This window comes from Chromobacterium aquaticum (assembly GCF_021129195.1).
GTDB classification, from domain to species: domain Bacteria; phylum Pseudomonadota; class Gammaproteobacteria; order Burkholderiales; family Chromobacteriaceae; genus Chromobacterium; species Chromobacterium aquaticum.
Genome location: NZ_JAJOHW010000013.1, coordinates 24317 through 48378, shown reverse-complemented (window position 1 = coordinate 48378; position 24062 = coordinate 24317). Strand labels below are relative to the sequence as shown.

At 57.1% G+C, this 24062-nt stretch carries 19 protein-coding genes and 1 pseudogene; 9 read left to right on the top strand and 11 right to left on the bottom strand.

Features of this window, described 5'->3' with window-relative positions; all coding sequences use genetic code 11:
* Nucleotides 1-164: 164 nt before the first annotated feature.
* On the top strand, nt 165-1490 hold the full coding sequence (gene rimO / locus LQT98_RS02345; protein WP_048407902.1) for a 30S ribosomal protein S12 methylthiotransferase RimO: 1326 nt from the start codon (nt 165-167) through the stop codon (nt 1488-1490).
* A 59-nt stretch (nt 1491-1549) separates the two neighbouring features.
* Here the strand turns inward: rimO and hypF are convergent, their stop codons facing one another.
* A complete protein-coding gene (hypF, locus tag LQT98_RS02340) occupies nt 1550-3841 on the bottom strand; it encodes a carbamoyltransferase HypF (protein ID WP_231460991.1) in 2292 nt (763 codons plus the stop codon).
* 381 nt (nt 3842-4222) lie between these two features.
* On the opposite strand from hypF, the gene LQT98_RS02335 reads away from it, so the two are divergent.
* Nucleotides 4223-6718 (top strand): EAL domain-containing protein, encoded by a 2496-nt coding sequence (locus LQT98_RS02335; protein ID WP_231460990.1) that lies wholly within the window; start codon nt 4223-4225, stop codon nt 6716-6718.
* A 59-nt stretch (nt 6719-6777) separates the two neighbouring features.
* On the opposite strand, the gene serS is transcribed toward LQT98_RS02335, so the two are convergent.
* Entirely contained in the window at nt 6778-8064 is a 1287-nt protein-coding gene (serS, locus tag LQT98_RS02330) for a serine--tRNA ligase (protein ID WP_231460989.1), read from the bottom strand.
* A gap of 26 nt (nt 8065-8090) precedes the next feature.
* Nucleotides 8091-9407, bottom strand: coding sequence for a replication-associated recombination protein A (locus tag LQT98_RS02325; protein WP_048407748.1), 1317 nt, complete (start codon nt 9405-9407; stop codon nt 8091-8093).
* Between the two features lie 165 nt (nt 9408-9572).
* On the opposite strand from LQT98_RS02325, the gene LQT98_RS02320 reads away from it, so the two are divergent.
* The 4 genes from LQT98_RS02320 (at nt 9573) to LQT98_RS02305 (ending at nt 13752) form a co-directional block, all read left to right on the top strand.
* Nucleotides 9573-10103, top strand: coding sequence for a GNAT family N-acetyltransferase (locus LQT98_RS02320; protein WP_231460988.1), 531 nt, complete (start codon nt 9573-9575; stop codon nt 10101-10103).
* Nucleotides 10104-10293: 190 nt separating this feature from the next.
* A complete protein-coding gene (locus tag LQT98_RS02315) occupies nt 10294-10926 on the top strand; it encodes a helix-turn-helix transcriptional regulator (RefSeq protein ID WP_231460987.1) in 633 nt (210 codons plus the stop codon).
* A gap of 127 nt (nt 10927-11053) precedes the next feature.
* Complete coding sequence (locus LQT98_RS02310) at nt 11054-12370, top strand: amino acid permease (RefSeq protein WP_231460986.1); 1317 nt, start codon at nt 11054-11056, stop codon at nt 12368-12370.
* Nucleotides 12371-12435: 65 nt separating this feature from the next.
* Complete coding sequence (locus tag LQT98_RS02305) at nt 12436-13752, top strand: L-cysteine desulfidase family protein (protein WP_231460985.1); 1317 nt, start codon at nt 12436-12438, stop codon at nt 13750-13752.
* Nucleotides 13753-14192: 440 nt separating this feature from the next.
* Here LQT98_RS02305 and LQT98_RS02300 read toward each other — a convergent pair whose 3' ends face one another.
* The 6 genes from LQT98_RS02300 to LQT98_RS02275 form a co-directional block, all read right to left on the bottom strand.
* Nucleotides 14193-14750 (bottom strand): recombinase family protein, encoded by a 558-nt coding sequence (locus LQT98_RS02300; protein WP_231460984.1) that lies wholly within the window; start codon nt 14748-14750, stop codon nt 14193-14195.
* 326 nt (nt 14751-15076) lie between these two features.
* A complete protein-coding gene (locus LQT98_RS02295) occupies nt 15077-15493 on the bottom strand; it encodes a hypothetical protein (RefSeq protein ID WP_156183683.1) in 417 nt (138 codons plus the stop codon).
* Between the two features lie 225 nt (nt 15494-15718).
* A complete protein-coding gene (locus tag LQT98_RS02290; RefSeq protein ID WP_048407756.1) occupies nt 15719-16639 on the bottom strand; it encodes an antA/AntB antirepressor family protein in 921 nt (306 codons plus the stop codon).
* A 504-nt stretch (nt 16640-17143) separates the two neighbouring features.
* Complete coding sequence (locus LQT98_RS02285; protein ID WP_156183684.1) at nt 17144-17521, bottom strand: hypothetical protein; 378 nt, start codon at nt 17519-17521, stop codon at nt 17144-17146.
* A gap of 30 nt (nt 17522-17551) precedes the next feature.
* Nucleotides 17552-18481: a replication initiation protein gene (locus LQT98_RS02280; RefSeq protein WP_048407757.1), complete on the bottom strand. Its 930-nt coding sequence runs from the start codon at nt 18479-18481 to the stop codon at nt 17552-17554.
* Nucleotides 18482-19187: 706 nt separating this feature from the next.
* Complete coding sequence (locus LQT98_RS02275) at nt 19188-20462, bottom strand: DNA cytosine methyltransferase (RefSeq protein ID WP_082150795.1); 1275 nt, start codon at nt 20460-20462, stop codon at nt 19188-19190.
* Nucleotides 20463-20571: 109 nt separating this feature from the next.
* Between LQT98_RS02275 and LQT98_RS02270 the strand changes: the two genes are divergently transcribed.
* The 3 genes and pseudogenes from LQT98_RS02270 to LQT98_RS24240 all read left to right on the top strand — a co-directional run.
* Nucleotides 20572-20808, top strand: coding sequence for a helix-turn-helix domain-containing protein (locus tag LQT98_RS02270; RefSeq protein WP_082150796.1), 237 nt, complete (start codon nt 20572-20574; stop codon nt 20806-20808).
* A 71-nt stretch (nt 20809-20879) separates the two neighbouring features.
* Nucleotides 20880-21815 carry a Cfr10I/Bse634I family restriction endonuclease gene (locus LQT98_RS02265; protein ID WP_231460983.1) on the top strand — a complete coding sequence of 312 codons (936 nt, stop codon included), beginning with the start codon at nt 20880-20882 and terminating at the stop codon, nt 21813-21815.
* Between the two features lie 411 nt (nt 21816-22226).
* Nucleotides 22227-22443: pseudogene (locus tag LQT98_RS24240) on the top strand (IS3 family transposase); the annotation flags it as partial.
* Between the two features lie 235 nt (nt 22444-22678).
* On the opposite strand, the gene LQT98_RS02260 reads toward LQT98_RS24240, so the two are convergent.
* Complete coding sequence (locus LQT98_RS02260; RefSeq protein ID WP_048407761.1) at nt 22679-23431, bottom strand: PAS domain-containing protein; 753 nt, start codon at nt 23429-23431, stop codon at nt 22679-22681.
* Nucleotides 23391-23924 (bottom strand): WbuC family cupin fold metalloprotein, encoded by a 534-nt coding sequence (locus LQT98_RS02255; protein WP_082150798.1) that lies wholly within the window; start codon nt 23922-23924, stop codon nt 23391-23393. Before LQT98_RS02255 ends, LQT98_RS02260 begins: the two co-directional genes overlap by 41 nt.
* Between the last annotated feature and the right edge of the window lie 138 nt (nt 23925-24062).

The following is a 24062-nucleotide window of genomic DNA, read 5'->3' as shown; positions in this document are numbered from 1 at the left end:
TCAAGTGAGGTCTGAAAGAGGAGCGGCGCTGATCCGCATCCAGCCCGCCGCGGGAGCCTGTGAAAACGAATCGGCGAGCCCATGGCCCAAACCCCTCGCAACGCTGCGCATCGCCTGTCAAATCGTTGTATACTCTCGCGTTTTTCTTCAGCAAGGCCATCATCATGGCAGACAAGATTCCAAGTATCGGCTTCGTGTCGCTGGGCTGTCCCAAAGCCTCCAGCGACTCGGAGCAGATCCTGACCCGCCTTCGCGCCGAAGGCTACGATATTTCCGGCAGCTACGCCGGCGCCGACCTGGTGGTGGTCAACACCTGCGGCTTCATTGATTCCGCCGTGGCCGAATCGCTGGACGCGATCGGCGAAGCCTTGAACGAGAACGGCAAAGTGATCGTCACCGGCTGTCTGGGGGCCAAGGGCGATGTGGTGCGCGACGCGCATCCGTCGGTCTTGGCCGTGACCGGCCCGCACGCCACCGACGAGGTGATGAGCGCGGTGCATGCCCACCTGCCCAAGCCGCACGATCCCTTCGTCGACCTGGTGCCGGATATCGGCGTGCGGCTGACGCCCAAGCATTACGCGTATCTGAAGATTTCCGAGGGCTGCAACCATCGCTGCACCTTCTGCATCATCCCGTCCATGCGCGGCGATCTGGAAAGCCGGCCGATTCACGACGTGCTGCGCGAGGCGGAGAGCCTGGCCAAGGCCGGGGTCAAGGAAATCCTGGTGATTTCTCAGGACACCTCGGCTTACGGCGTGGACACCAAGTACAAGCTGGGCTTCCACAACGGCCGCCCGGTGAAGACCCGCATGACCGAGCTGTGCGAGGAACTGGGGCGTCACGGCATCTGGGTGCGCCTGCATTACGTCTACCCGTATCCGCATGTGGACGAAGTGATTCCGCTGATGCGCGACGGCAAGATCCTGCCTTATCTGGACATTCCGTTCCAGCACGCCAGCCAGAAGGTGCTGAAGCTGATGAAGCGTCCGGCCAATAGCGACAATGTGCTGGCGCGCATCAAGAAATGGCGCGAGATCTGTCCGGAACTGGTGATCCGTTCCACCTTCATCGTCGGTTTCCCCGGCGAAACCGAGGAAGACTTCGAAGAACTGCTGAGCTTCATCCGCGAGGCGGAGCTGGATCGCGTCGGCTGTTTCACCTATTCGCCGGTGGAGGGCGCCACCGCCAACGACTTGCCGAATCCGGTGCCGGAAGAGGTGAAGGAAGCGCGCAAGGAGCGTTTCATGGCGGTGCAGGAAGAGATCAGCGCCCGTCGCCTGGAGCGCCGCGTCGGCCAGACCATGCAAGTGCTGGTGGACGAGATCGACGACGAAGGCACGGCGATTTGCCGCAGCTACGCGGACGCGCCGGAGATCGACGGCATGGTGTTCGTCGAGGACGCCGCCGACATGCGTGCCGGCGAATTCTATTCGGTGAAGATCGTCGACTGCAGCGAGCACGATCTGTGGGGCGAGCGCCAGCCGTCCTGATCTAGGGATTCCGGTGGCGAAAACGGCGCGTCGCCTGCGGGCGTCGCGCCGTTTTCATTTCAGGCGTCGCGCAGCAGGCGCTGGCGCGCTACCCAGGCCTGCCCCAGGCTGAGGCCGCCGTCATTGGGCGGCAGCTGTTCCGCGGTCAGCGGACGCAAGCCGGCCTGTTCCAGACGCGGCAGCAGCTGTGCCATCAATTGGCGGTTGCCGCAGCAGCCGCCGGCCAGCGCCACGATACGAGTGCCGGTGGTGCGCGCGGCCTTGGTCGCCCAATCCGCCAGCGCCGCCGCCAGCGTGGCGTGCCACAGGCCGGCGATAACGTGGTCGTCGTCCAGCAGGCACAGGTGGCGCGCCAGCGGCGTCAAATCCAGCAGATTGGCCTGGGTGGCCCAGCCGTTGGCCAGCGGGTCCATGATTTCCGCCAGCGCTTCCAGCCGTTGCGCGGCTTCGCTTTCAAACGTTTCCACCCCGCATTGGCGGGTGAGGCCGGCGATGGCGCCGAACCAGCGGCCCAGGCTGGTGCTGTCCTGGCAGTCGCGGCGCATGGCGATCTGTTTTTCCAGCATGGCCGCGCCAGCCTGCTCCGCCAGATGCGGCGGCAGCGGCCCCAGGTCCAGGGTTTGCCACAGCGCGATGGCCAGCTTCCATGGCTGCAGCCGGCTGCGGCCCTGGCCCGGCAGCGGCAGCGGGGTGATGTGGCCGATGCGCTGGCAGGCGTCGCCGTCCACCAGCATCATTTCGCCGCCCCAGGCGCCGTTGTTGTGACCCAGGCCATAACCGTCCAGCGCCAGGCCCAGTGCCGGCTCGGCCACGCCGTGCTCGGCCAGCACCGCGCCCAGGTGGGCGTGATGGTGTTGCACCCGGATCAGCGGCACGCTCCATTGCTTGGATAGATGTTCGGCCAGCAGGCTGGAATAGGTGCCGGTTTCCAGGTCGCAGGCCACTGCCTGCGGGGTGACGCCGGTGAGGTCGAGCAGGTGGTCGGACGCCTGTTGCAAGGCTTCGCAGGTCAGCGGGTGGTTGAGCGCGCCTATGTATTGCGACACGAAGGCGTCCTTGCCGCGCAGCACGGTGGCGGTGGCCTTCATATAGGCGCCCAGCGCCAGCACCGGCGGGCCGTCCAGCGCCAGCGGCACCGGGTCCGGCACGAAGCCGCGCGCGCGGCGGAACAGCAGCGGCCGCCTGCGCTGCAGCGATACCACGCTGTCGTCGCAGCGGGTGACGATGGCGCGGTTGTGCAGCAGGAAGACGTCGGCCACCTGGTTCAGCCGCTCGCGCGCCTCCTGGTTGCCGGTGACGATGGGCTCGCCGGACAGGTTGGCGCTGCTCATCACCCACAGCCGCGCGCAGGGCTGGCGCAGCCAGGCGGTGCCGGCCGGGCGGCCCAGCGCTTCATGGAACAGCAGCCATTGCAGCGGGGTATAGGGCAGCATCACGCCCAGCGCGGACAGACCGGGCGCGACATCGGGCAGCAATTGGTCGGCTTCCGGCTTTTTGTTCAACAATACGATGGGACGCTCCGGTCGCTGCAGCCAGGCGGCCTCCTCGTCGCTGACATGGCAGAGCGCGCGGATGGATTCCACGTTCAAGGCCATGATGGCCAGCGGTTTGCCGGGGCGATGCTTGAGATGGCGCAGCCGCGCCACCGCGGAGGGGTTGGCGGCGTCGCAGACCAGGTGGAAGCCGCCCAGTCCTTTCATCGCGATGCTGCGGCCCATATTGAGGATTTGCACCGCGCCTATCACCGGGTCGCCGTTCAGGCTCTGGCCGAAGCGGTCGGTCAGCTGCAGCTTGGGCCCGCATACCGGGCAGGCGGTGGGCTCGGCGTGAAAGCGGCGGCTGCTCGGGTCCTGGTATTCCTGACGACACACCGGACACAAGGGAAAGGCCAGCATGCTGGTGTTGGCGCGGTCATAGGGCAGGCGGTGGGTGACGGTGTAGCGCGGCCCGCAGTCGGTGCAGTTGATGAAGGGGAAGCGGTAGCGGCGGTCGCCGGGAGTGAACAGCTCTTCCACGCATTGCGGGCAGGTGGCCACATCCGCCGGCAGCCGGGCATGGGTGACTTCGCCGCTGCTTTCCTCGATCTGGAAGCGTTGCTCATCCGCGAGCACCGGCAACTCGCACTCTTGCACCGCGTCGATGTGAGCCAGCGGCGGCAGCCGGGTTTTCAGCGCTTGCCGGAAGGCGTCCAGCGCTTGCGGCTGGCCCTGTAGTTCCAGCGTGACGCCTTCGCCGGTATTGCGGACGAAGCCGGTCAGGCCATGCTCGCTGGCGGTGCGCCAGATGAAGGGACGGAAACCGACGCCCTGGACCCGGCCCTGAACCGATAGGTGGATGCGTTGTGGGTTCATGGTGTTTGTGTCGCTGTGTGCCGGCGTCGCGATGCCGCCGTGCGGGTGGTTGGACAGCTTGCGCGCCTCGCCGTGGCGCTACCGCCAGGAGGATGACGCGCCACGCTATTCCTATGTCATTGCTATGGCAAGGGTGATCTCACCGATCCTGTTGACAGCCTAGCAGTAGAAACCGTCCCAAGGCTTTGTCCTAGATCATGTATATGAGTATTTGACGATTTACTGTATGTAAAAAGGATTCTTGTCTGGTGCGCAGAAGACAAGGCATCGGCGGCGAGGCGCGCCGGCGCGCTGCTGTTGCAATCCGATTACATCAGAGTGGTTGGCGTCGTTATAATGCCATTTGGAATTTTTCCGTGATGAGCCCGGGTTGGATTGTTAATGAATTACTTGAAACAGTGCATAAAAGAGATATCTACCCCGGACATACTGGCGTGCGCGGCGGATACGCCGCTGGCAGAGGCGGCGCGACGCATGGTATTGGCGGGCTGCGGCTCCATCGTGGTGCAGGACGAGGCGGGACGGCCGCTGGGCATCTGGACCGAGGCCGACGCGCTGGCGCTGGACCGGCTGGACGGCGCGGCCGGCGCGCGACCGGTGGGCGAGGCGATGAACGCGCCCTTGGTGGTGCTGCCGCATGATTTGCCGGTGAGCGAAGCGGTGGCCTTGTTCCGCAACCGCGACCTCCGCCATGCGCTGGTGGAGCAGGCAGGCCAGATCTGCGGCGTGGTGTCGCTGACCGATATCGTGCTGAGCCAGGGCAGTGAAGCGTTTCTCAGTGTGCGGCGGGTGGTGGCGGACCGCGCGGCGCCCTTGTGTCTGCTGGGCGCGCAGGCGGCGCCGGAACAGGCGCTGGCCATGATGCGGCGCCAGGGCGCCACCGCCTTGGCGGTGCGCTTCGACAACGGCGATTACGGCATCCTGACCCTGCGCGACCTGCTGCGGCTGCTGGCGGAGGGGCGGGCGCCGGCGACGCTGGCCGAAGCCTGCTCCTGGCCGCTGCTGGGCGTGCGCGACGGCAGCAGCCTGCTGCAAGCGCGACAGTTGATCCTGCAACACAAGATCCGCCATTTGGCGGTTTACGACGCCGATGGCGGCCTGCTGCAGCTGCTGGGTTTTTGCGACATCATCCAGATGGTGGAGCAGGAATTCCTGCATGAGCTGCATTCTGCGCTGCGCGAGCGCGACGACGCGCTGCTGCGCTCGCGCCACAGCCTGCTGCTGGCGGACAAGGTATTCGAATCGACGCTGGAGGGCATTCTGATCACCGATGGCAACGGTGTGATCCAGATGGTGAATCCGGCGTTCAGCCGCATCACCGGCTATGGCAGCGAGGAGGCCTTGGGCAAGACGCCGGCCTTGCTCAAGTCCGGCAAGCAGTCGCCTGATTTTTACCGCCAGCTGTGGCAGAGCCTGAAGGAGAACGGGCTGTGGCAGGGCGAGGTGGTCAACCGCCGCAAGGGCGGCTTGCTGTACACCGAGCATTTGAGCATCACCGCGATCCGCGATGCCGATGGCGCCTGCCTGCACTATGTGGCGGTGTTTTCCGACATCACCCAGCGCAAGCAGTCCGAGGAGAGGCTGCATTTCCTGGCCAATCACGACGCCTTGACCGGTTTGCCCAACCGGACGCTGTTCCTGGAGCGTTTGCAGGAGGCGATAGAGCGCGCGCAGCCGGCGCGTTCGCAATTCGCGCTGCTATTCGTCGATCTGGACCGTTTCAAGCTGGTCAACGATACCCTGGGGCATCATGCCGGCGACGAATTGCTGGTGCGCATCGCCTCGGTGCTGCTGAGATACGCGCCGCAGCATTCCACCGTGGCTCGGTTGTCCGGCGACGAATTCATCCTGCTGCTGCCGGTGGTGGAGCGCGTCACCCAGGTGGCGGCGCTGGCGCAGCAATTATTGGACGGCGTGACCGAGCAGTCCGGCCTGACCGGTCACGAGTTGTTCATCTCGGCCAGCATAGGCATCAGCATGTACCCGGAAGACGGCGTCAGCGCGGACGCGCTGCTGGTCAACTCGGATTCGGCGATGTACCAGGCCAAGGAGCGCGGCAAGAACAATTTCCAGTTCTACACCGCTGACATGAACGCGCGGGCGATGGAGAGGCTGAAGCTGGAGTACAGCCTGCACCGCGCCTTGGCCCAGGAGGAACTGGAGGTGTGGTATCAGCCCAAGGTGGAGCTGGCCACGCGGCGCATCGTCGGCGCCGAGGCCTTGCTGCGTTGGCGTCATCCGGAGTTGGGGCTGATGGTGCCGGGAAAATTCATTCCCATCGCCGAGGATAGTTCGTTGATGGTGCCGATAGGCGAGTGGGTGTTGGATACCGCCTGCCGCGATTGGGCGCAATGGCGCGCGATGGGACTGGAGCCCGGCCGCATCGCGGTCAATGTGTCGGGGCGCCAGCTCAAGTACGGCGGTTTCGCCGCCACGGTGGCGCGCACCTTGTTGCAGCATGGGCTGGATAGCGGCGAACTGGAGCTGGAGATCACCGAAAGCGTTGCGATGGACGAGGACTGCGGCATGGTGGAGGCGCTGCAGCGCTTGCGCGAGCTGGGCGTTTATCTGTCCATCGACGATTTCGGCACCGGCTATTCCTCGCTGTCCTATCTGAAGCGGCTGCCGGTCAGGGGTTTGAAGATAGACCGCTCCTTCATCATGGACCTGCACCAGGACGGGGACGACGCCGCCATCACCAGCGCCATCATTTCCATAGGCCGCAGTCTGGGGCTGGAACTGGTGGCCGAGGGGGTGGAGTTGGAATCGCAGCGGGCGTTCTTGCTGCGGCAGGGCTGCCGGCTGGGCCAGGGTTATCTGTTCAGCAAGCCGCTGCCGCGAGCCGAGTTCGAAGCGCTGCTGGCGGCGCGGGCATGAAAAACGGCGCCCATAAGGGGCGCCGTTGTCTTTCCAGCGGCGGAGCTTGAACCGGGGCCTTAGCCGCCGATCTTGTCGCGGCCGCCGAAGTAGGGGCGCAGCACGGTCGGGATGGTCACGCTGCCGTCGGCGTTCTGGTAGTTTTCCAGCACCGCCACCAGGGTGCGACCCACCGCCAGGCCGGAGCCGTTCAATGTGTGCACCAGCTGGTTCTTGCCGCTCTCGTCCTTGTAGCGCGCCATCATGCGGCGCGACTGGAAGGCCTCGCAGTTGGAGCAGCTGGAGATTTCGCGATAGGTGTTCTGCGCCGGCAGCCAGACTTCCAGATCGTAAGTCTTGGCGGCGCCGAAGCCCATGTCGCCGCTGCACAGCGTGATCACGCGGTAGGGCAGTTCCAGCGCCTTGAGGATGTTCTCTGCGTGGCCGACCATTTCTTCCAGCGCGGCGTAGGAGTCTTCCGGCTTCTCGATGCGCACCATTTCCACCTTGTCGAACTGGTGCTGGCGAATCATGCCGCGGGTGTCGCGACCATAGCTGCCGGCTTCGGAGCGGAAGCAGGGCGAATGCGCGGTCAGTTTCAGCGGCAGATCCTCGGCCTTGAGGATGCTGTTGCTGACGGTGTTGGTCAGGGTGATTTCCGAGGTGGAGATCAGGTACTGGTCCACATTGCCTTCTTCACCGCCCTTGGTCACCTTGAACATGTCCTCGGCGAACTTGGGTAGTTGGCCGGTGCCCAGCAGCGCGCTGTCGTTGACGATGTAGGGGGTGTAATGCTCGACATAGCCGTGATCGCCGGTATGGGTGTTCAGCATGAACTGGGCGATGGCGCGGTGCAGGCGGGCGATATCGCCCTTGAGCACGGTGAAGCGCGCGCCGGACAGCTTGGCGCCGGTGTCGAAATCCAGGCCCAGCGGCGCGCCGACATCGACGTGATCCTTCACTTCGAAGTCGAACTGGCGCGGCACGCCGACGCGGCGCACTTCCACATTGTCGTTTTCATCCTTGCCCACCGGCACCGATTCATGCGGCAGGTTGGGGATGGACATCAGCCAGGCGTCCAGCTGTTTTTGCACCGCGTCGAAACCTTGCTCGGCGGCTTTCAGCTCATCGCCCAGCGTCGCTACTTCGGCCAGGATGGCTGACACGTCTTCACCCTTGCCCTTGGCCACGCCGATCTGCTTGGAGGAGGCGTTGCGCTTGGCTTGCAGTTCCTGCATGCGGGTTTGCAGGGATTTGCGGTCGGACTCCAGCTGATTGAAGGCGGCGGTGTCCAGGGTATAGCCGCGGCCGGCCAGACGGGCGGCGACGGCTTCGATGTCGTTGCGAAGCAGATTGATGTCGAGCATGGTTAGGTTGGTCCTGTTTCTTTCACTTATTCGGAGTCTTGCCGGGCGTCGTCGTCGAGTTGACGCAGGAAATCCAGCTTGTCCCTTATTTTGCTTTCCAGTCCGCGCGGCGTCGGCTGATACCAGCGCATGTCTTCGATTCCTTCCGGCAGATAGGTCTCGCCGGCGGCGTAGGCATGGGGTTCGTCATGGGCGTAGCGGTATTCGTGGCCGTAGCCCAATTCCTTCATCAGCCGAGTGGGCGCATTGCGCAAGTGTACCGGCACCGGCCGGGATTTGTCCTGCTTGATGAAGGCGCGGGCCTCATTATACGCCTTGTAACCGGCATTGCTCTTGGCGGCCACGGCCAAATACAGCGCGGCTTGAGCCAGCGCAAGTTCGCCTTCCGGGCTGCCCAGCCGCTCATAGGTGGCGGCGGCCTCGTTGGCGATCTGCATCGCGCGCGGATCGGCCAGGCCGATGTCTTCCCAGGCCATGCGCACCAGCCGGCGCGCCAGATAGCGCGCGTCGGCGCCGCCGTCCAGCATCCGCGTCAGCCAATACAGCGCCGCGTCAGGATTGGAGCCGCGCACCGATTTGTGCAGCGCGGAGATCTGATCGTAGAAGTCGTCGCCGCCCTTGTCGAAGCGGCGCGCGTTGACGGTCAGCACCTCGGACAGGAAGTCGCGGTCGATCTGGCCGGCCTTGCGCGCGTAGGCGGCGGTGCGGGTCTGCTCCAACAGATTGAGGAAACGGCGGGCGTCGCCGTCGGCGTAGCCGGTCAGGGTATCGATGGCGGCATCGTCGAAGCTCAGCCCGTCCAGCGCGCCATTGGCGGCGGCGCGTTCGAACAGCTGGCGCAGTTCCTCCTCGTCCAGGCTGTTGAGCACATAGACCTGGGCGCGCGACAACAGCGCGGAGTTGACCTCGAAGGAGGGGTTTTCCGTGGTGGCGCCGATGAAGGTGAGCAGACCGGATTCGACGAAGGGCAGGAAGGCGTCCTGCTGGCTCTTGTTGAAGCGGTGCACCTCGTCGACGAACAGAATGGTGTGGCGGCCGGAGCGCTGCAGCGCGGCGTGAGCGCGCTCCACCGCTTCGCGGATGTCCTTGACGCCGGAGAACACTGCCGACAGCGGGATGAACTCGGCATCGAAACTGGCGGCGAGTATGCGCGCCAGCGTGGTTTTGCCTACGCCGGGCGGGCCCCACAGAATCATCGAGTGCGGGGTGCGCGCTTCCACCGCCAGCCGCAGCGGCTTGCCGGGGCCGATCAGGTGCCGCTGGCCGATCACCTCGTCGAGGCGGCCGGGACGCAGCGCTTCAGCCAGCGGTTTTTTCGGTTCATTGGCAAACAGATCGTTCATGGCGGGGTTCTGCGGCGGGGAAAATCAAAGCGACAGTATATCAGTTGATCCGCCGGACGCGGCTGACTGGCGTTTTTGTTGCGATGCAAAAAATATGGCGTAAATGGATTATTGCTGGCAGATTGTTTCCATTGTCATGATGTTGCGAGTAGCTGGGAGATAGCGATGCAAGCAGTGGATACCGGCCGCATGATTTTGCGGCCTTTCAAGGAGGATGACCTGGACGCCTTCTACCGGCTCGGCACCGTGGCCGAGGCCATCCGCTATGTGGGCAATACGCCGTTCGGCTCGCGCGAGCAAGCCTTGCAGGCGATGCGCGACGGCCCGTTGGCGGACTATGAGCGGCATGGTTTCGGCCGAGTGGCTTGCGTGTGGAAGGACAGCGGCGAGGTGATAGGCTTCAGCGGCCTGAAATACATGGCGGCGGTGGACGCGGTGGAACTGGGCTATCGCTTTCTGCCGGAGTATTGGGGCCTGGGTCTCGCCACCGAGTCCGGCCGCGCCTGTCTGCGCTTGGCGCGCGACGTCCATGGCCTGGACCGGCTGGTGGGCCTGGTGCATCCGGACAATGCCGGATCGGCGCGGGTATTGAGCAAGCTGGGTTTCGCGGTGGAAAGCCGGGTGCGCCTGGATTTTATCCCGGACACGCCGGTGGATGTGTTCGCCAGGCGCTTATTGGCCGAGGAGCCCTTGTAAAACAATAGCCAGCAAGGCTTGGCCAAATCTTGAACCCGCCGTTTCGGCGGGTTTTTTCATTGGGCGCCGCCTGGGCGGGATCTAGCGGTTTTGCCGAGTTTGACGCGCGTCAAATGCGCGCGCGGTTGCGCATGACATGCCGGAAATGTGATGGATAGAATCTCGCCGTGATAAATTTTTTGTCATCGCCATGAAACTATATCTCGACGCCGAAGTGCTCGCCGACTTTGTGTCGGCCCTGTTGGGGCCGGACAGCGAAGTGGCGGTGCATGATCTTTCCGATCCCAGCGCCTCGCTAAAAATCATCCGCAACGGGCATTTGTCCGGCCGCAGCGTGGGCGCGCCGGCCACGGATCTCGCCTTGAGCATGGCGCGGGAGTGTTCCGGCAAGGGCGGTGAGAACTACCGCTTGAACTACCACAGCAAGACCAGGGGCGGCGTGTCGCTGCGCTCGTCCACGCTGGTGATCAAGGACGATGCCGGCCGCGTGCAGGCGATGTTCTGCGTCAATTCCGACGATAGCCGCTACCAGCGCGCGCTGGAGGCGGTGCAGGCGCTGCTGCCGGCCGAGCTGTCCCTCGATCCGCACCAGGAAACGCTGTCGCTGGGAATAGACGATGTTGGCGTGGGCATCATGCAAAACGTATTGGAACAGTACCCGATGGACCCGGCGCGTTTGTCCGGCGATGAGAAACTGGAGGTGATCAGGGAGTTGAATCGACGCGGCTTGTTTTCGATCCGGGGATTCGTCGGCAAGGCCGCGCAGGCGCTGGAGATTTCCGAGCCCACGCTTTACCGCTATCTGAAACAGTGCCGTGAATGACGGCTTTTGATGTGCATCCGTAGCTCCCGTACCGCGCTGTTGGCGCAGCGCGTCTGGGAAAACCAAGCACCCGGTTGGCGCCGGATTGCTTGAAACAGTACATGAAACTACTAAAGGAACATTCAGTATGGACATCAGCCAGGTGGGCGTCAAGCCCAGGGCAAGCGCTGCCCAGCGCGCGGGAATGAGCGAGACGGAATGGCGGGAGGCGATACGTTTCGATAGCACCGACCGCGGTTGGGTGGTGATGAGCATAGGCATGGCGATAGGCGCCGGCATTGTTTTCCTGCCGGTGCAGGTGGGGCTGATGGGGCTGTGGGTGTTTCTGCTGTCGTCCATCATCGGTTACCCGGCGATGTATCTGTTCCAGCGTCTGTTCATCAATACTTTGGCGGAGTCGCCGGAGTGCAAGGACTACCCCAGCGTGATCAGCGGCTATTTGGGCAAGAACTGGGGCATCTTGCTGGGCGCGCTCTACTTCATCATGCTGGTGATCTGGGTATTCGTGTATTCGACGGCCATCACCAATGACAGCGCCTCCTTCCTGCACAGCTTCGGCGTCACCGATACCTTGCTGTCCGCCAATCCCTTTTACGGCCTGGGGCTGATTTGCCTGCTGGTGGCGCTGGCGTCTCGCGGCGAGCAGCTGTTGTTCAAGATTTCCACCGGCATGGTGCTGACCAAGCTGGGCGTGGTGGCGGTGCTGGGCCTGGCCATGGTGTCGGAATGGAATATGGTCAATGTCGGCGCCTTCCCGTCCGTGGGCAGCCTGATCAAGGACGCCATCATCATGTTGCCGTTCACGCTGACCTCCATTCTGTTCATCCAGAGCCTGAGCCCGATGGTGATTTCCTATCGCGCGCGGGAAAAGTCGCGCAAGGTGGCGCAGTACAAGGCGATGCGCGCGATGAACATCGCCTTCGGCATCCTCTTCGTCACGGTGTTTTTCTATGCGGTGTCCTTTACCCTGGCGATGGGGCATGAGCAGGCGGTGAAGGCCTCGCATGAAAACATCTCGGCCCTGGCCATGGTGGCCAGCAGCATGCCGGGCGACATGGTCAAGCTGTTCAGCCTGATCCTGAACATTTTTGCGGTGATGACCGCCTATTTCGGCGTCTATCTGGGCTTTCGCGAGGCCTGCCAGGGCCTGGCGATGAATCTGCTGCGCCGGGTGATGCCGGAGGAGCGCATCCGTCCCGAATGGGTGGCCAAGGGCATCATGGTGTTCACCGTGCTGCTGTCCTGGGGCGCCATCGTGTTGAACGCGCCGGTGCTGAGCTTCACCTCGATCTGCAGCCCGGTCTTCGGCCTGGTGGGCTGCTTGATTCCGGCCTACCTGGTTTACCAGGTGCCCTTCCTGCACAAATACAAGGGCGGCGCGCTCAAGATCATCATCGCCACCGGCCTGCTGCTGTGCGTGTCGCCTTTCCTGGCCTTCTCCTGATTTCAGCCGCTGCGCGCCGGGCGGGCAGCGGCAAGGCATTGACTTGATTTGAAAGTGTAACAACCATGACTGCATCGACTCTCAACACCGATTTATGGCCGCGCTTCGTCACGGCGGCACGCGCTGAAGTCGCGCCGGCGCTGGGCTGCACCGAGCCGATTTCACTGGCGCTGGCCTGTGCCATCGCCGCCAAGACACTGGGCCGCGCGCCTGAGCGCATCGAGGCGCGGGTATCGCCCAATCTGATGAAGAACGGCATGGGCGTGACCGTGCCAGGCACCGGCACCGTCGGCCTGCAGATCGCCGCCGCGGTGGGCGCGCTGGGCGGCGATCCTGACGGCAAGCTGGAAGTGCTCAAGGGTTTGCGCGCGGAGGTGGTGGACGCCGCCAAGCGCATGCTTGCCGAACACCGGGTACAGCTGAGCATCGCCGAGGTGCCCAATATCCTGTACTCGGAAGCCCGGGTGTTCGCCGGTGGCGAGGAGGCCCGCGTCTGCATCGCCGACTCGCACACCCATGTGGTGCTGATCGAGCACAATGGCGAGGCACTGTTCCGCGCTCAGCCGGAAAGCACGGGCCAGGCCGGCGTCGCCTACGATTTTTCCGACGCAAAAGCGCGGGATATTTATGACTTCGCCACCCAGGCGCCGCTGGATATGATGGACTTCATCCACGAGGCGGCCACCTTGAACGAGGCCTTGTCACGGGTAGGCATGGATGGCCAGTACGGTCTGCACATCGGCGCGACGCTGCAGAAGCAGGTGCGGGCGGGCTTGCTGTCGGACAACCTGCTGACCCGGATTCTCACTCGCACCACGGCGGCGTCCGACGCCCGCATGGGCGGCGCCACCCTGCCGGCGATGAGCAATTCCGGTTCCGGCAACCAGGGCATTGCCGCCACCATGCCGGTGGTGGTGGTGGCCGAGCATGTCGGCGCGGACCGGGAAACGCTGACGCGGGCGCTGATGCTGTCGCACCTGATGGCGATCTACATCCACGCCCGCTTGCCCAAGCTGTCCGCGTTGTGCGCGGTCACCACCGCATCCATGGGCGCGGCGGCGGGCATGGCCCATCTATTGGGCGGCGGCTATGCGGTGGCCGGCATGGCCATCTCGAGCATGATTGGCGATCTGGCCGGCATGATCTGCGATGGCGCGTCCAATAGCTGCGCGATGAAGGTGTCCACCTCGGCCGGCTCGGCCTACAAGGCGGTGCTGATGGCGCTGGACGGGGTATGCGTGGCCGGCAGCGACGGTATCGTCGAATGCGAGTTGGACGCATCCATCGCCAATCTTGGCAAGCTGGCCAGCCAGGGCATGGTGCAGACCGATGTGCAGATTCTGAAAATCATGATGGACAAGCAGGCGGCCGCCGCGAGCTGATTCGACGGCAGCTTTGCGCGAAGCCGGAGTCCGGCTTGACGCCCTCGAAGCGGAACGGCTTCGGGGGCGTTTTCCCATGGAGCCGACGCTTGGATCACAGTGTCCGGTGACGGTTTGGGCGCGGCAGGGGCGGGCTATTGCGGAAAACGGCAGTGCTTTGGCGGACGCATGTCATGATTCCACGCGCGAGAAACCCTTGCGACGGGATCTTTATTCAGGAAGATTCATGGCCTTGCGTGGCCATGGAGATAAAAACCAGGGATGGTGCGAAAGGAGAGACTCGAACTCGTCCTGTTCGATATCAATTGTAAGTTAAATCAATGGCTTATCGATTACGGTTCTGCTGCGGTTGTAGCTCACTGGCGAGCAGTTGAACACCTGTGAAGTCTACCATGTACTCGTGATGGTTTTACAGATAGTTAGTCTGATTAGGGGTGAGCTTATGCCGCGCACGCTCGTTTCACGCTGGCAGGGGAGATATCGAAGTGTTCGGCGGTTGCTTTGATGCTGGCTTGATGCTCGGCCCGCCATGCTTTTACTGCTGCATCATCAATTGTCTTTACCCGGCCTAGTGCTTTGCCTTCAGCCTTGGCGCGCTCTATGCCTGCCATCTGCCTAGCCTTGATGTTTCCCCGTTCAAGTTCCGCGACTGCTGCCAGCATGGTCAACATGGCCTTGCCAATTGGCGTTGACAGGTCGAAGCCTTCCCGCATGGATACCACAGACACGCCTTTACCTTGTAAAGCCTCGACAGTGGACAGGATATCAATCGTATCGCGCCCTAAGCGGTCTATGGCAGCTACCACAAGCGTATCGCCCTCCCGTACATAGTCGAAGCATGCCTTGAACTCGAGCCGCTGCATGGCCTTTACAGCGCCAGAGACACCATCATCCGAATAGAAGCGCTCAACCTTGTAGCGGTCTTCAATGGCTTTGCGCTGGGCTGCCGTGTTCTGCTCGTCTGTACTGACGCGAAGGTAGGCGATGGTCTGGGTCATGATGATGTTTCCGTGTGGCTCATAAACTATGGCTCACATAGTAACGATGGCTCAGAATTAAATCAACAGTTTTGATCCATAATCAGGCTTAGCCATGACCTGTGGCTCATAGGGTGTACTCAAAGAGCCATCCTCAAAGACGCCTTGCCGCCCCATGGAAGGCCGGGAATAGCATTTGGTATGCCTTTGGGTACAAAGGGGCTACCCACGAGTTTTCAAGAGCGCTTACAGGGGTTTTTTCGGTTTGTCGGCTCTTCTCTGCACCCCACGGGGGACACTCCGCGTCCTTCTTGTCTCAGATACCCATTTAAATTTTTGCGGTAATTTCAGGCTCGCATGGGAGGAAACCCATCCTTCGAAACACACTGCTCGAAGCAGCGCATCGCATAGCTATTTAAGGAAAGGCCCAAACATGTGGCAGATACTTCCATTCGTTCAACGAGATTACCAGGGAGACGAATCGTTAGTCGGCGCTCTGCCATGCCACCTTCAGGCATTTCACCAAAATATTGCTCAACGAGATGGTTTGCATGTTCTTCAAGCAACTCTTGAGCCTCGGTGTCAGCTATGGGGCCAAACTCAAGCACTTCTTCACCTCCATGGTCGAACTTGACCTTGAAGAACTCTCCAAAGCGAGTTTGATATAGTCCCCACCATGCCCCTGAGCCGTAGCACTCCTCTTCGGAGAATACTTCTATGGCTGTAGCAGTGTTGTAGGCTCTACCATCGATGATGCGTTTCATAAGTTTCTCCCGTCAGGTGACGTCACCTAATCTTAGGTCTAGTTCACATGACGTCATGTGTCAATGATGATTTACAACGTCTAGCCCTTGAGGTGGTTTCCCTGCGCATCAACGACAGTGACAACACCTGCCAGCGGTGCCGCGCTAACCCAGCTTTGATGATGTGTCTTATCTCCAGCGTATCAAAGCGGGGCTAGCGTCAATGGGCTTGGCTAATCTCGTTCATCAATAGTCAAGGTCCAAAGCCAACGAGTGCCGGGGACGGGGAGTATCAGAATAGGGATAGGCAGATTGACACCAGTCCTCAATGGCCCATTCAATTTGTTGTTCATCAAGATATTCCGCCATGCAGATGGTCATGCCGAAGCTGGCCTCCAAGACGCGTTCAATCTCCTTAATCGGCATACCCGCCTTACAGAGCGCCAAAGCGACATTGTAGGCCTTCGCGTAGACGTCAAGGTGTTCAACGCGCAGAACATCCCGGACACCTTTTCCTGCGTAGGTTCTCCATCGACTGGCTCGAATGCCCGTCAATGCCTTGGCCACCAACGATTTGATGGCGCGTTCATCTATGAGGGCTAGCTGCTTCACTTGGTAAGAAGACAGTTTCTGTCCGATGGCCTTTGCGCTTTCATGCACCTTTACTATGGTTGCCTTGCTTAGCTCGTTATCGGTCTTGACGATGGTGGCCGCGCGCAGATAGCCATGACGAGCCAGCTTGAGTACCAAGTCCTCCATGTCTAGGAAGTATTCTCGGATGGCTTCCCCTTCATCGGTATTGGCTTGCATGGCTAGGTGGGCGGCTACGTCACGAGAGAGCAGGTAGTCTTGCTGAGGCTTTGTTTTGCCGAGTGTGAGAATCGCGGAAATTTCCGCTTTTCTCCGAGAGCCTTCCGCTGCGAGTGGTTTGATGTAGTGAGCGGCCCAGTCGCGGAAACGCTTGTGAGGTTTACCAAGGCGCTCCCACAGCTTCCGGGCATCAATACACGGTTCTTTGCGGTTCTCCACGAATGGCAGGATGCGTCGTACGTTCATCATGCGGCTTGCTTGCTCTTCGGAGAACTCCAAAGTCAGCATCAGGGCCTTGGGGCAGTCGGTAACGGTGTGAATGAGACTGGAGCCGGTACGCTTATTGGATTGAGTCATTTGGTTTATTTCCTTTTAAGTTTGTCGCCTCAAGTGTCCCATCGCTTTCATGCCCTCACGCGCCTTAAACCAGTAGGCAGCATGAAGCGCACTCGAAGCGACAAGCTTGAATGGGCGTGAGTGGTGGTGTGGGTGTTTTAAAGGGCTGGGAAGCCCGTAAATGGCGTGCTATCGCGTATGGCTACGCTGACGGGATACTTCGAGGTACAAGGGGGTACCAAGGGTTAATGTTCTTAAAGAACCTGAAGGAATCATCTTGATACCACTTCATCCTTCTGTTTCAGTTTCTTGAAAGGTTCTTTAAGGGATGGTTTGAAGATAGGTTCAAAATGAATCATCAAACCAAGCTGGTACCCCTATTTAAGTCTGTGTCCCAGAGCCTTAAAGGTTCTGAAAAATAACCTTGAATCGGGCACTAATATGGTATCTGTCTCTTGACAAGAATGGTGACTTGCGAAGCAAAATTCAAGTTCCTTTATATAGGTTGCCATAACTCGTAAGTGCTTAACTAAATGGTGCTTTCGCATTCCAGAGAGAGCACGGTTCACCATGTTTCACCAGCGTATTCAGAATGGCCGTTGAAGCCACTCTAAGCGCCTGTGAGAGGTTGCGTGAGTGCCTGCTAGATTGTCCTGTGGCCGCTTGAACGGTGGCGGTGGAGACGATGGAAAGGGCCGATAACAGCGTGTAGAGCTTGGACTTGCTCAGTGGTCTGGTGTTGCCGCCATAGTCCAATCTGGATACTCCTTCCAATATATCATCAACGGCAGTGGTGATAACACGCGGTAAGCCGGAGTCATTCATGAAGTGATTCAGGGTTAAATACACTGTCAGATAGGTTTGCACGTCCTCATTGTTGAATTGAATGGTTGGTCTTGCCATATGATTTCTGGTGGTCTCCTTTTTAAAGTATTATTCAAGGTTTGGCTCTTTATAGTTCCAGTCATTTTTTGCTGAGCCCATTTTCGATGTTCTCGGCTTGATCTCAACATCTGTCACGGTAAAGCGAATCGAAGTGACTTTCTTCCCTGTCTTGATTGGCTCCATTGAAAGGGTTGCCCTGTAATGCTCCCGCTTGTCATTTAATAGTTGGATGGCCGGTGTTAGTACATTCCGTCTGAAATCTTTAAAGTTGGTTTGGTAAGAATGGCAGCTTTGCATTTTCTTGTGTAACTCCACTATCGAAATATCTTTTGTTCTGATCTCGTTCCTACTCCAAAAATCCGATCCTTGGACATCGCATATTTTTCGTAATGTCTCTGCGTACATGCCTACACTCTTTACGCCCTCTTTAAAAGAGAGCGGGGCCGGTTCTTTTATCTTAAAGTCATTTTTTATCTTTTTCAGAAGAGCGGATTTGTTTGCGTGCACGTTTTTGGATATCCATACGGAAACCGTTGCATCTCCTTTTGGCTTGCTCAGATTTTCCTTTGCTTCTTTCTTGAAGATGGTGCCTTGATTGAGTAGGGCAGAATCCAGTTGGATCGAATCCACCCAGCTAAACCAAAGTTCACAATAGCGTGCTGGCGTACCATCCCCATCTTGCTTTTGGGTCTTTCTGAGTTTGCCGGGCCGGTGTAGCGCGGCGATGCCTTCACGTATCTCGGCCATGGCGGTATCAAGGCTGATGTCATAGGTGGCGGCGTAGTCGCTCACCGTGATGTGAACAGGCGTTCCATGCTTCATATAGTCAAGCTGGTGCAGTCTGGCGCATATGCGTTCAAGTAGCCTGCGTCCAGGGATGCCCAACTTCTTGGCCACACGGTATAGCTCTGCCATCGTTGGCGTGATCTGTGCAATGTGGTCGTGGGGGTTGGGGCGGTTGCTGTCGTTTGTCATCATGGAGCTGTCCTTACCTCTGGCGTGGTGGTGGGTCGGAGTGCGGGGAGTTGGAAAGAAAAAGTTGAGCCTCCTTCTATGTGGGAGTGTAATAGCACGCTTTCCCAGTTTTATCACCGAAAATAAAGGATAAAATATAGGAATTAGATTTTCAAAAAGTGGCTGTTTTACCCTGTTTAGAAGATGTCGGATGGGGCTCATGGCATACAGGGCCGGGGAGGCTGGAGAACGGTGCGGCTTGCCTGCTAGTGCCGCAAAGGTTGTGTTGACGGATGGTCATCCGCAGCCCTGCAGCGGCCTGTCGCTAGGGAAAGAACAGTCTGCGGGTGAAGAACACGGCTGGCTTCGGCTGCTTTCAGGTACACGGCCTTGCCCGTAATCACCTGATATAGGGATGCTGAGTTTCTATCTTTCATAAATTTGCATGATGCCAAATAGACGATTGAAACGTGGTGGCAGGGCTATAATCATGTCTGTATCCCATGGTTCATTGAGTTCTCTAATCTCCTGTCGAATTTCATGGGAAATATTTGGCAAAATTAAGTTGGGTTGCTATCAAATTGGTAGTGCGCCAATAGTGGAAAGTCCGGTGGGCGAGCTGTAGGGGAAGGGGCGAGCGGGGAAGTGCCGAGGTGGATAGAGGTCAAGAAGATGGGGCCATCTATTTTCTTGATGGCCCCGCGCTTGCTTATATGTTGAAGGCTTATTCTTAATCAACTTCCGCTTTAAGCAATGTCGATTGACTTCCAATCGGTGCAATTTCTTCAATTGCGGATTCAGATTGATCAAGGGTGTTTAAAACGCGCTGAGCAAGTTTCCCGAGAGCAAAGCCAAGTAGCGGGGGGACTGCATTACCAATCTGTTTGAGTTGCTGCCACTCGCTGCCTACGAAAACGAAACCATCGTGGAACGATTGAAGGCGAGCGGCTTCACGTACTGTGATCCAGCGATTCAAATGGGGATGAATCCATTCACTTAAATCACGATGCATTTGAGCCAAGATTGTATGAGATGGAAGGTCGGGGTGAAGTCGCCGCCATTTCTCAGGACGCTTGTTATCCCAGATTTCCTTCGGAAGGCTATTAGCTTTCATGCCAGGCTCAAGTAGAGAGATCAAATGAGCACGCTTCTCTTGAATTTCTTTGGTATGGTGATTATGAAGCAATGCTTTAGATCGCCCTATTCCTCGCTGTTTCTTCATTGTCTTGGTGTAGCGGTTCCCATCAGAATCGAGTCGCATGTCTTTAAGAAAGTCATTTGGCCTTGATACTTTGGGGTACGACATAACTTCGCCACTGTGCACAACCTCGCTGGGGAGGTCGAAAAGAGCTTCGTGTACTGTAACGGGGCGGTTTACTTTCAATTGTTCAAGTACGCCTTCAGCGAAGGTGGTGAGGTCGTACGGAAAGTTATCTTCATCTCGAGTGCCAATGAAAATTACACGTTGACGAGTTTGTGGCACACCAAAGTCAGAAGCAAGTAAGCGAAGCATTATGGTATTGCTGTAACCAATGGATGCAAATTCTTTGAGAATTAGATTCTTGAAATGCCCCTTGTTCATCATCGCCAAATTGGGGACGTTTTCCATTAGGAAAACTCGAGGTTTTAACGTCTTCACAATTCGAGTGTACTGTTTGTAAAGTTCGTTACGCTCATCATCAAGGCGGCGTGTACCAATCTGACTGAATCCTTGGCAAGGAGGGCCGCCAAAAACTAAGTCAATATTATTCAATCGGTATTTTTCGCGATGCCCACTTTTTTCGGTAAGGAAGTCGTGCACATCTTGGTCAAAAAGTGGAGTCTTTGGAAAGTTGTGCTTGTATGTCTGGCAGGCAAACTTGTCGAGTTCAACTGCTGTGCGTACTTCGAAGCCGGATGACTCTATTCCCTCGCAGAACCCTCCGCATCCGGAGAAAAGAGAGAGTGCAGTAGGTTGATGATTCATAAGCATTTTGACCGGCGGAATGACGTGACTTTTAGACATCTTCAAATTCTACGAAAGCCAAGGAGGCTAGTCAAATATAACTGTGGGAAGTACGAAATGTGACTGATAGTCCGTGGACTCATAGTCGACTCGAATTTAGCTTATTGGCATGAATTTAGCAGACTACTTTGGCCCTGCCGTACGACGGCATAGGGAGCTCCTCCGGTTAAGCCAAGAAGAGCTTGCTGAGCGTGCTGGTATCGATCGGACATACATCAGCGGCGTTGAGCGAGGTGTTCGAAACCCTTCCTTGGATGTCATGCAGAGGATCGCCCGCGGACTAGGTGTTGATCTCGACGTGCTTTTTGCTACGGCTCGAGAAATCGCAACCAGACAGGATTCTTGATGCCATTCGACTTTGACCATAGTGCAGTTTGCTTAACTTGCCCACATGGCAAGTGCTTTGAAGATCGTAGGATGAATCGGGTGAAAGGGCGTAATACACTTTTCCGCTTTCGTCAGCAAGCTGCCATGAACTGTACGTTTGATGCCTTCATGCCTGGCACCGATTCTGATCCTGACCCCACCCGTACGTATGAGACATATCTGAATACTTTCCGAAGCAATGCTGAAGAGGCAGGGAGACTCTTATTTGGTGCTGCTTTCAATGTGCAAAGTTCTGCAATCGCAAAGGTCGAGGGCGATGTTTTTGAGTTGCTTGAAGCAGGAGCTTTTTGGAATGCAGCAGCTGCATGGAATCGTTTTATGGACTCTGGCCAATGGTCATCTTCGGCATATGTATGTCCAGAGGGTGCTGTTGCCACGCCAACACGGAAGGTCGCAATCGTTAAGCTTCCTCGTGGATACGATGCAACTCGGCTTTTTAAGCCGGAAGTTCGCGGCAGCATTCAGGCATTCGATCATGCGCTGCACTTGCGCGGCATGGAGTTGGGATTATCTTCGCCGGACATTGTGGGTGTTAGGTTGCCGTATCCGTTACCAAATGCGATGAAGTGTTTTCTTGATGGGGTTGATAGCCTGAATGAGCAGAACCTAGTTTTTCTAGAAGGGGCACACCGGCTCCTCGAAGACATGATTGATGGTGCGGGTTTTCTCTTTGCCATTGCCGTGAAGAGAACAACTCGAAGTGATCGGCTCTATCAGCCCTTGTTTGAAGCCAATATCCTTAAGTATCTGATTGAGTTTGTCTTGAAAGGTGCCGCTTTTCGCTTTTATGCGCATTTGAACTCATTCGATGGGGCTGATGTTGAAGGGCATTACCGCGCGGCATCTCTGATCTCTTTGATTCGAGGAGGGACTCCGACTAAGGCTGTTGATTCCCTGTATTTGGCACTACGCCCGCGAGATTCCGCACAATCGATACTGAATGATCTTCCACTTTTTCCTGTGTGATTTTGGGTTAAATTACTCCTCTTTCCTAGTGAATTGCCTCTCACTTTTTTAGAGACCTAGTCAGCCGTATTCTAAGCTCGATAAAGATGTGCCATAAGCAGATAGAGGTTCCCTAAATAGTTCTAAAGTCGAAGCCGATAAACAGGACATTGAATGGGTTATCCCATTATCGAAGTTACAGTCTCCTGATATCTCTACTCACAGGCTGTATCAATGGCTGAAGTGCTACGATCCCAAATATACCCTGTCGATGGAGTTTTCCGCCCAGCAAACCGAAATCCACGATTTTAAAGCAGAGTTGACCGGATAAGCGAGGAGCGTGATATTCAAAAAAAGGCCGTCGCATGATTTGCCAAAGGGCTTGGGTGGGGTATGCCTATGTCTTGGCCCGCATGTGGCATGTTTGTGCCCAGAATGGGGAGCGGCCACGACAAGTCCGTAGCGGAGAGTTCTTTCTGGTGCTGAGGCATGGGTGCATCAAGCGAAAAACCTATCACGACTAGAAGACCGTCAAGAAATCTTCGAATACACCGAGATGTTCTAAAACCCGAAGCGTCGGCATGGTTCAGCAAATGGGCTATCGCCGGAATGGTTTGAGGCGCAGTATTTCCATCAAATTAAGATTGCCTGGAGAGGCTGGAGCGATTCAAATCAGCTAGGAGTGGTTTATCCGCTTCGTGTCTGGAAGATGGCGTCAACTCACTTTCCCTCAAGCTCCACTCTCAATAGTTGTTCTCATTGTTTTAGTTGACAAGTTTCTAAGCACCATCTGAGTAAGCCCCCAATTTGTTCTTGCAAAAACATGTAAGTCTATGATTTTTAAAGAGATTTGGCTGTTGAAAACGACTTATTTCAGATCGCTTCTAGCTAGGCATGCGTAGAGGGATGAGACTATATGCGGCTGCTCGCTCTAATAGCTGACTTGTCGTGTTTACGTCGAACTTTACATAAAGCCTATCGCTAATAGCTGTTTGCACCGCACGAATTGAAATGTCTTTGCCATGAATCGTTGATAATATTTTTGCGATCTCTTTTGGGGATTTATAGATGGATAGATAGTAAATTATCTCCTGCTCTCTATTGCTTAGACTTATTTGTGTTCTGCTTGTTTTGTTTCCGCCATGATTTATGCCTAGGCGCTGGTTTAAGATGGATAGTTTAGTGTGCTGTGCATCATTCATGAACTTATCAACTAAGTTGGCAAGTTGTAAATGTAGTTTGTCAATGCTGCGCTCACGTTCTATCTCTTGCAGCCTTCTTTCAATTGTGACGTCTTTGCAAAAGCCGACCAATCCCACTATCTTGCCATCTCGCATAATTGGATGCTTAATAGTTTCAGACCAAATGGAGTCACCATTGCCAGAGGGTATTTGCTCGAGTCTAGTAACAGTTTGTCCCGTTTCTAAAACAAGCCTATCATCTTTTTCAAAGAGTTCCCAATTGTGTGCCCAAGGCAGGTCTATATCCCGTTTTTTGATAAGGATTCCAATGTCTTCGACTTCAACCATGTCAAGAAATTTCTGGTTGCAGCCCATGAAGAATCGTTCTGCATTCTTCCAGAAAGTTGGGACGGGACTATAGTTGATTATCTGATAATAATTGTCGCTCTTGTTCATACCATTTTCCAATATCCGCTTCTTTGAGCCAAGTGGTAAAGTTTTTTACCTCGTGATCACCTTCGTCAGGTGCCCAGTCGGCAAATGTACGATCTACCTCTGGCCGTCCGTAAGTAAAGCTACAGTTCCGTATTTCAAGGTATGCACAGTCGGATAAAGGGACATAGCTGTGATACAAATTTTGCGGTATCTCAATCACGCGGTGGCAGTACTGACTTATCTCAACCTTGTTCAGTATTTTGCCAGAATCATCAAAAATGATAACAAGCATTTCTCCAGATATCCAAGTTAACAGTTCCCATTGATTATCACTTTCATGCTTATGAGGCTTGATGTAAGAGTCTGATGCCATGCAGTTCACGAAGCGTTGAGGGATCTCATCGTAGCTGCTATGGATCAGGATTGGCGTACGTTTTCTAGGTGCGCTTTTGCTCTCTTCAATTACAGCTTCTATGCAGTCGTTGCTAATAAGCTTAGATGTAATTGGCTGCATTTGAATTGTTCTTTCTTGAACTATTTGTAAAATGTGTTAACCCTAGCATATTTTTTTGCCGCCGTGAACAGTTGTTTTTGCGTCATGAAATCTTCTCAAATCTTATAAAATCCCATCAGCTTTGCTTGATTGGAGTGC

What these genes read in the sequence shown, in the direction of transcription:
- rimO (WP_048407902.1), top strand. Translation starts at nt 165, where the DNA reads ATGGCAGACAAGATTCCAAGTATCGGCTTCGTGTCGCTGGGCTGTCCC.
- hypF (WP_231460991.1), bottom strand. Translation starts at nt 3,841, where the DNA reads ATGAACCCACAACGCATCCACCTATCGGTTCAGGGCCGGGTCCAGGGC.
- LQT98_RS02335 (WP_231460990.1), top strand. Translation starts at nt 4,223, where the DNA reads ATGAATTACTTGAAACAGTGCATAAAAGAGATATCTACCCCGGACATA.
- serS (WP_231460989.1), bottom strand. Translation starts at nt 8,064, where the DNA reads ATGCTCGACATCAATCTGCTTCGCAACGACATCGAAGCCGTCGCCGCC.
- LQT98_RS02325 (WP_048407748.1), bottom strand. Translation starts at nt 9,407, where the DNA reads ATGAACGATCTGTTTGCCAATGAACCGAAAAAACCGCTGGCTGAAGCG.
- LQT98_RS02320 (WP_231460988.1), top strand. Translation starts at nt 9,573, where the DNA reads ATGCAAGCAGTGGATACCGGCCGCATGATTTTGCGGCCTTTCAAGGAG.
- LQT98_RS02315 (WP_231460987.1), top strand. Translation starts at nt 10,294, where the DNA reads ATGAAACTATATCTCGACGCCGAAGTGCTCGCCGACTTTGTGTCGGCC.
- LQT98_RS02310 (WP_231460986.1), top strand. Translation starts at nt 11,054, where the DNA reads ATGGACATCAGCCAGGTGGGCGTCAAGCCCAGGGCAAGCGCTGCCCAG.
- LQT98_RS02305 (WP_231460985.1), top strand. Translation starts at nt 12,436, where the DNA reads ATGACTGCATCGACTCTCAACACCGATTTATGGCCGCGCTTCGTCACG.
- LQT98_RS02300 (WP_231460984.1), bottom strand. Translation starts at nt 14,750, where the DNA reads ATGACCCAGACCATCGCCTACCTTCGCGTCAGTACAGACGAGCAGAAC.
- LQT98_RS02295 (WP_156183683.1), bottom strand. Translation starts at nt 15,493, where the DNA reads ATGAAACGCATCATCGATGGTAGAGCCTACAACACTGCTACAGCCATA.
- LQT98_RS02290 (WP_048407756.1), bottom strand. Translation starts at nt 16,639, where the DNA reads ATGACTCAATCCAATAAGCGTACCGGCTCCAGTCTCATTCACACCGTT.
- LQT98_RS02285 (WP_156183684.1), bottom strand. Translation starts at nt 17,521, where the DNA reads ATGGCAAGACCAACCATTCAATTCAACAATGAGGACGTGCAAACCTAT.
- LQT98_RS02280 (WP_048407757.1), bottom strand. Translation starts at nt 18,481, where the DNA reads ATGATGACAAACGACAGCAACCGCCCCAACCCCCACGACCACATTGCA.
- LQT98_RS02275 (WP_082150795.1), bottom strand. Translation starts at nt 20,462, where the DNA reads ATGTCTAAAAGTCACGTCATTCCGCCGGTCAAAATGCTTATGAATCAT.
- LQT98_RS02270 (WP_082150796.1), top strand. Translation starts at nt 20,572, where the DNA reads ATGAATTTAGCAGACTACTTTGGCCCTGCCGTACGACGGCATAGGGAG.
- LQT98_RS02265 (WP_231460983.1), top strand. Translation starts at nt 20,880, where the DNA reads ATGAATCGGGTGAAAGGGCGTAATACACTTTTCCGCTTTCGTCAGCAA.
- LQT98_RS02260 (WP_048407761.1), bottom strand. Translation starts at nt 23,431, where the DNA reads ATGAACAAGAGCGACAATTATTATCAGATAATCAACTATAGTCCCGTC.
- LQT98_RS02255 (WP_082150798.1), bottom strand. Translation starts at nt 23,924, where the DNA reads ATGCAGCCAATTACATCTAAGCTTATTAGCAACGACTGCATAGAAGCT.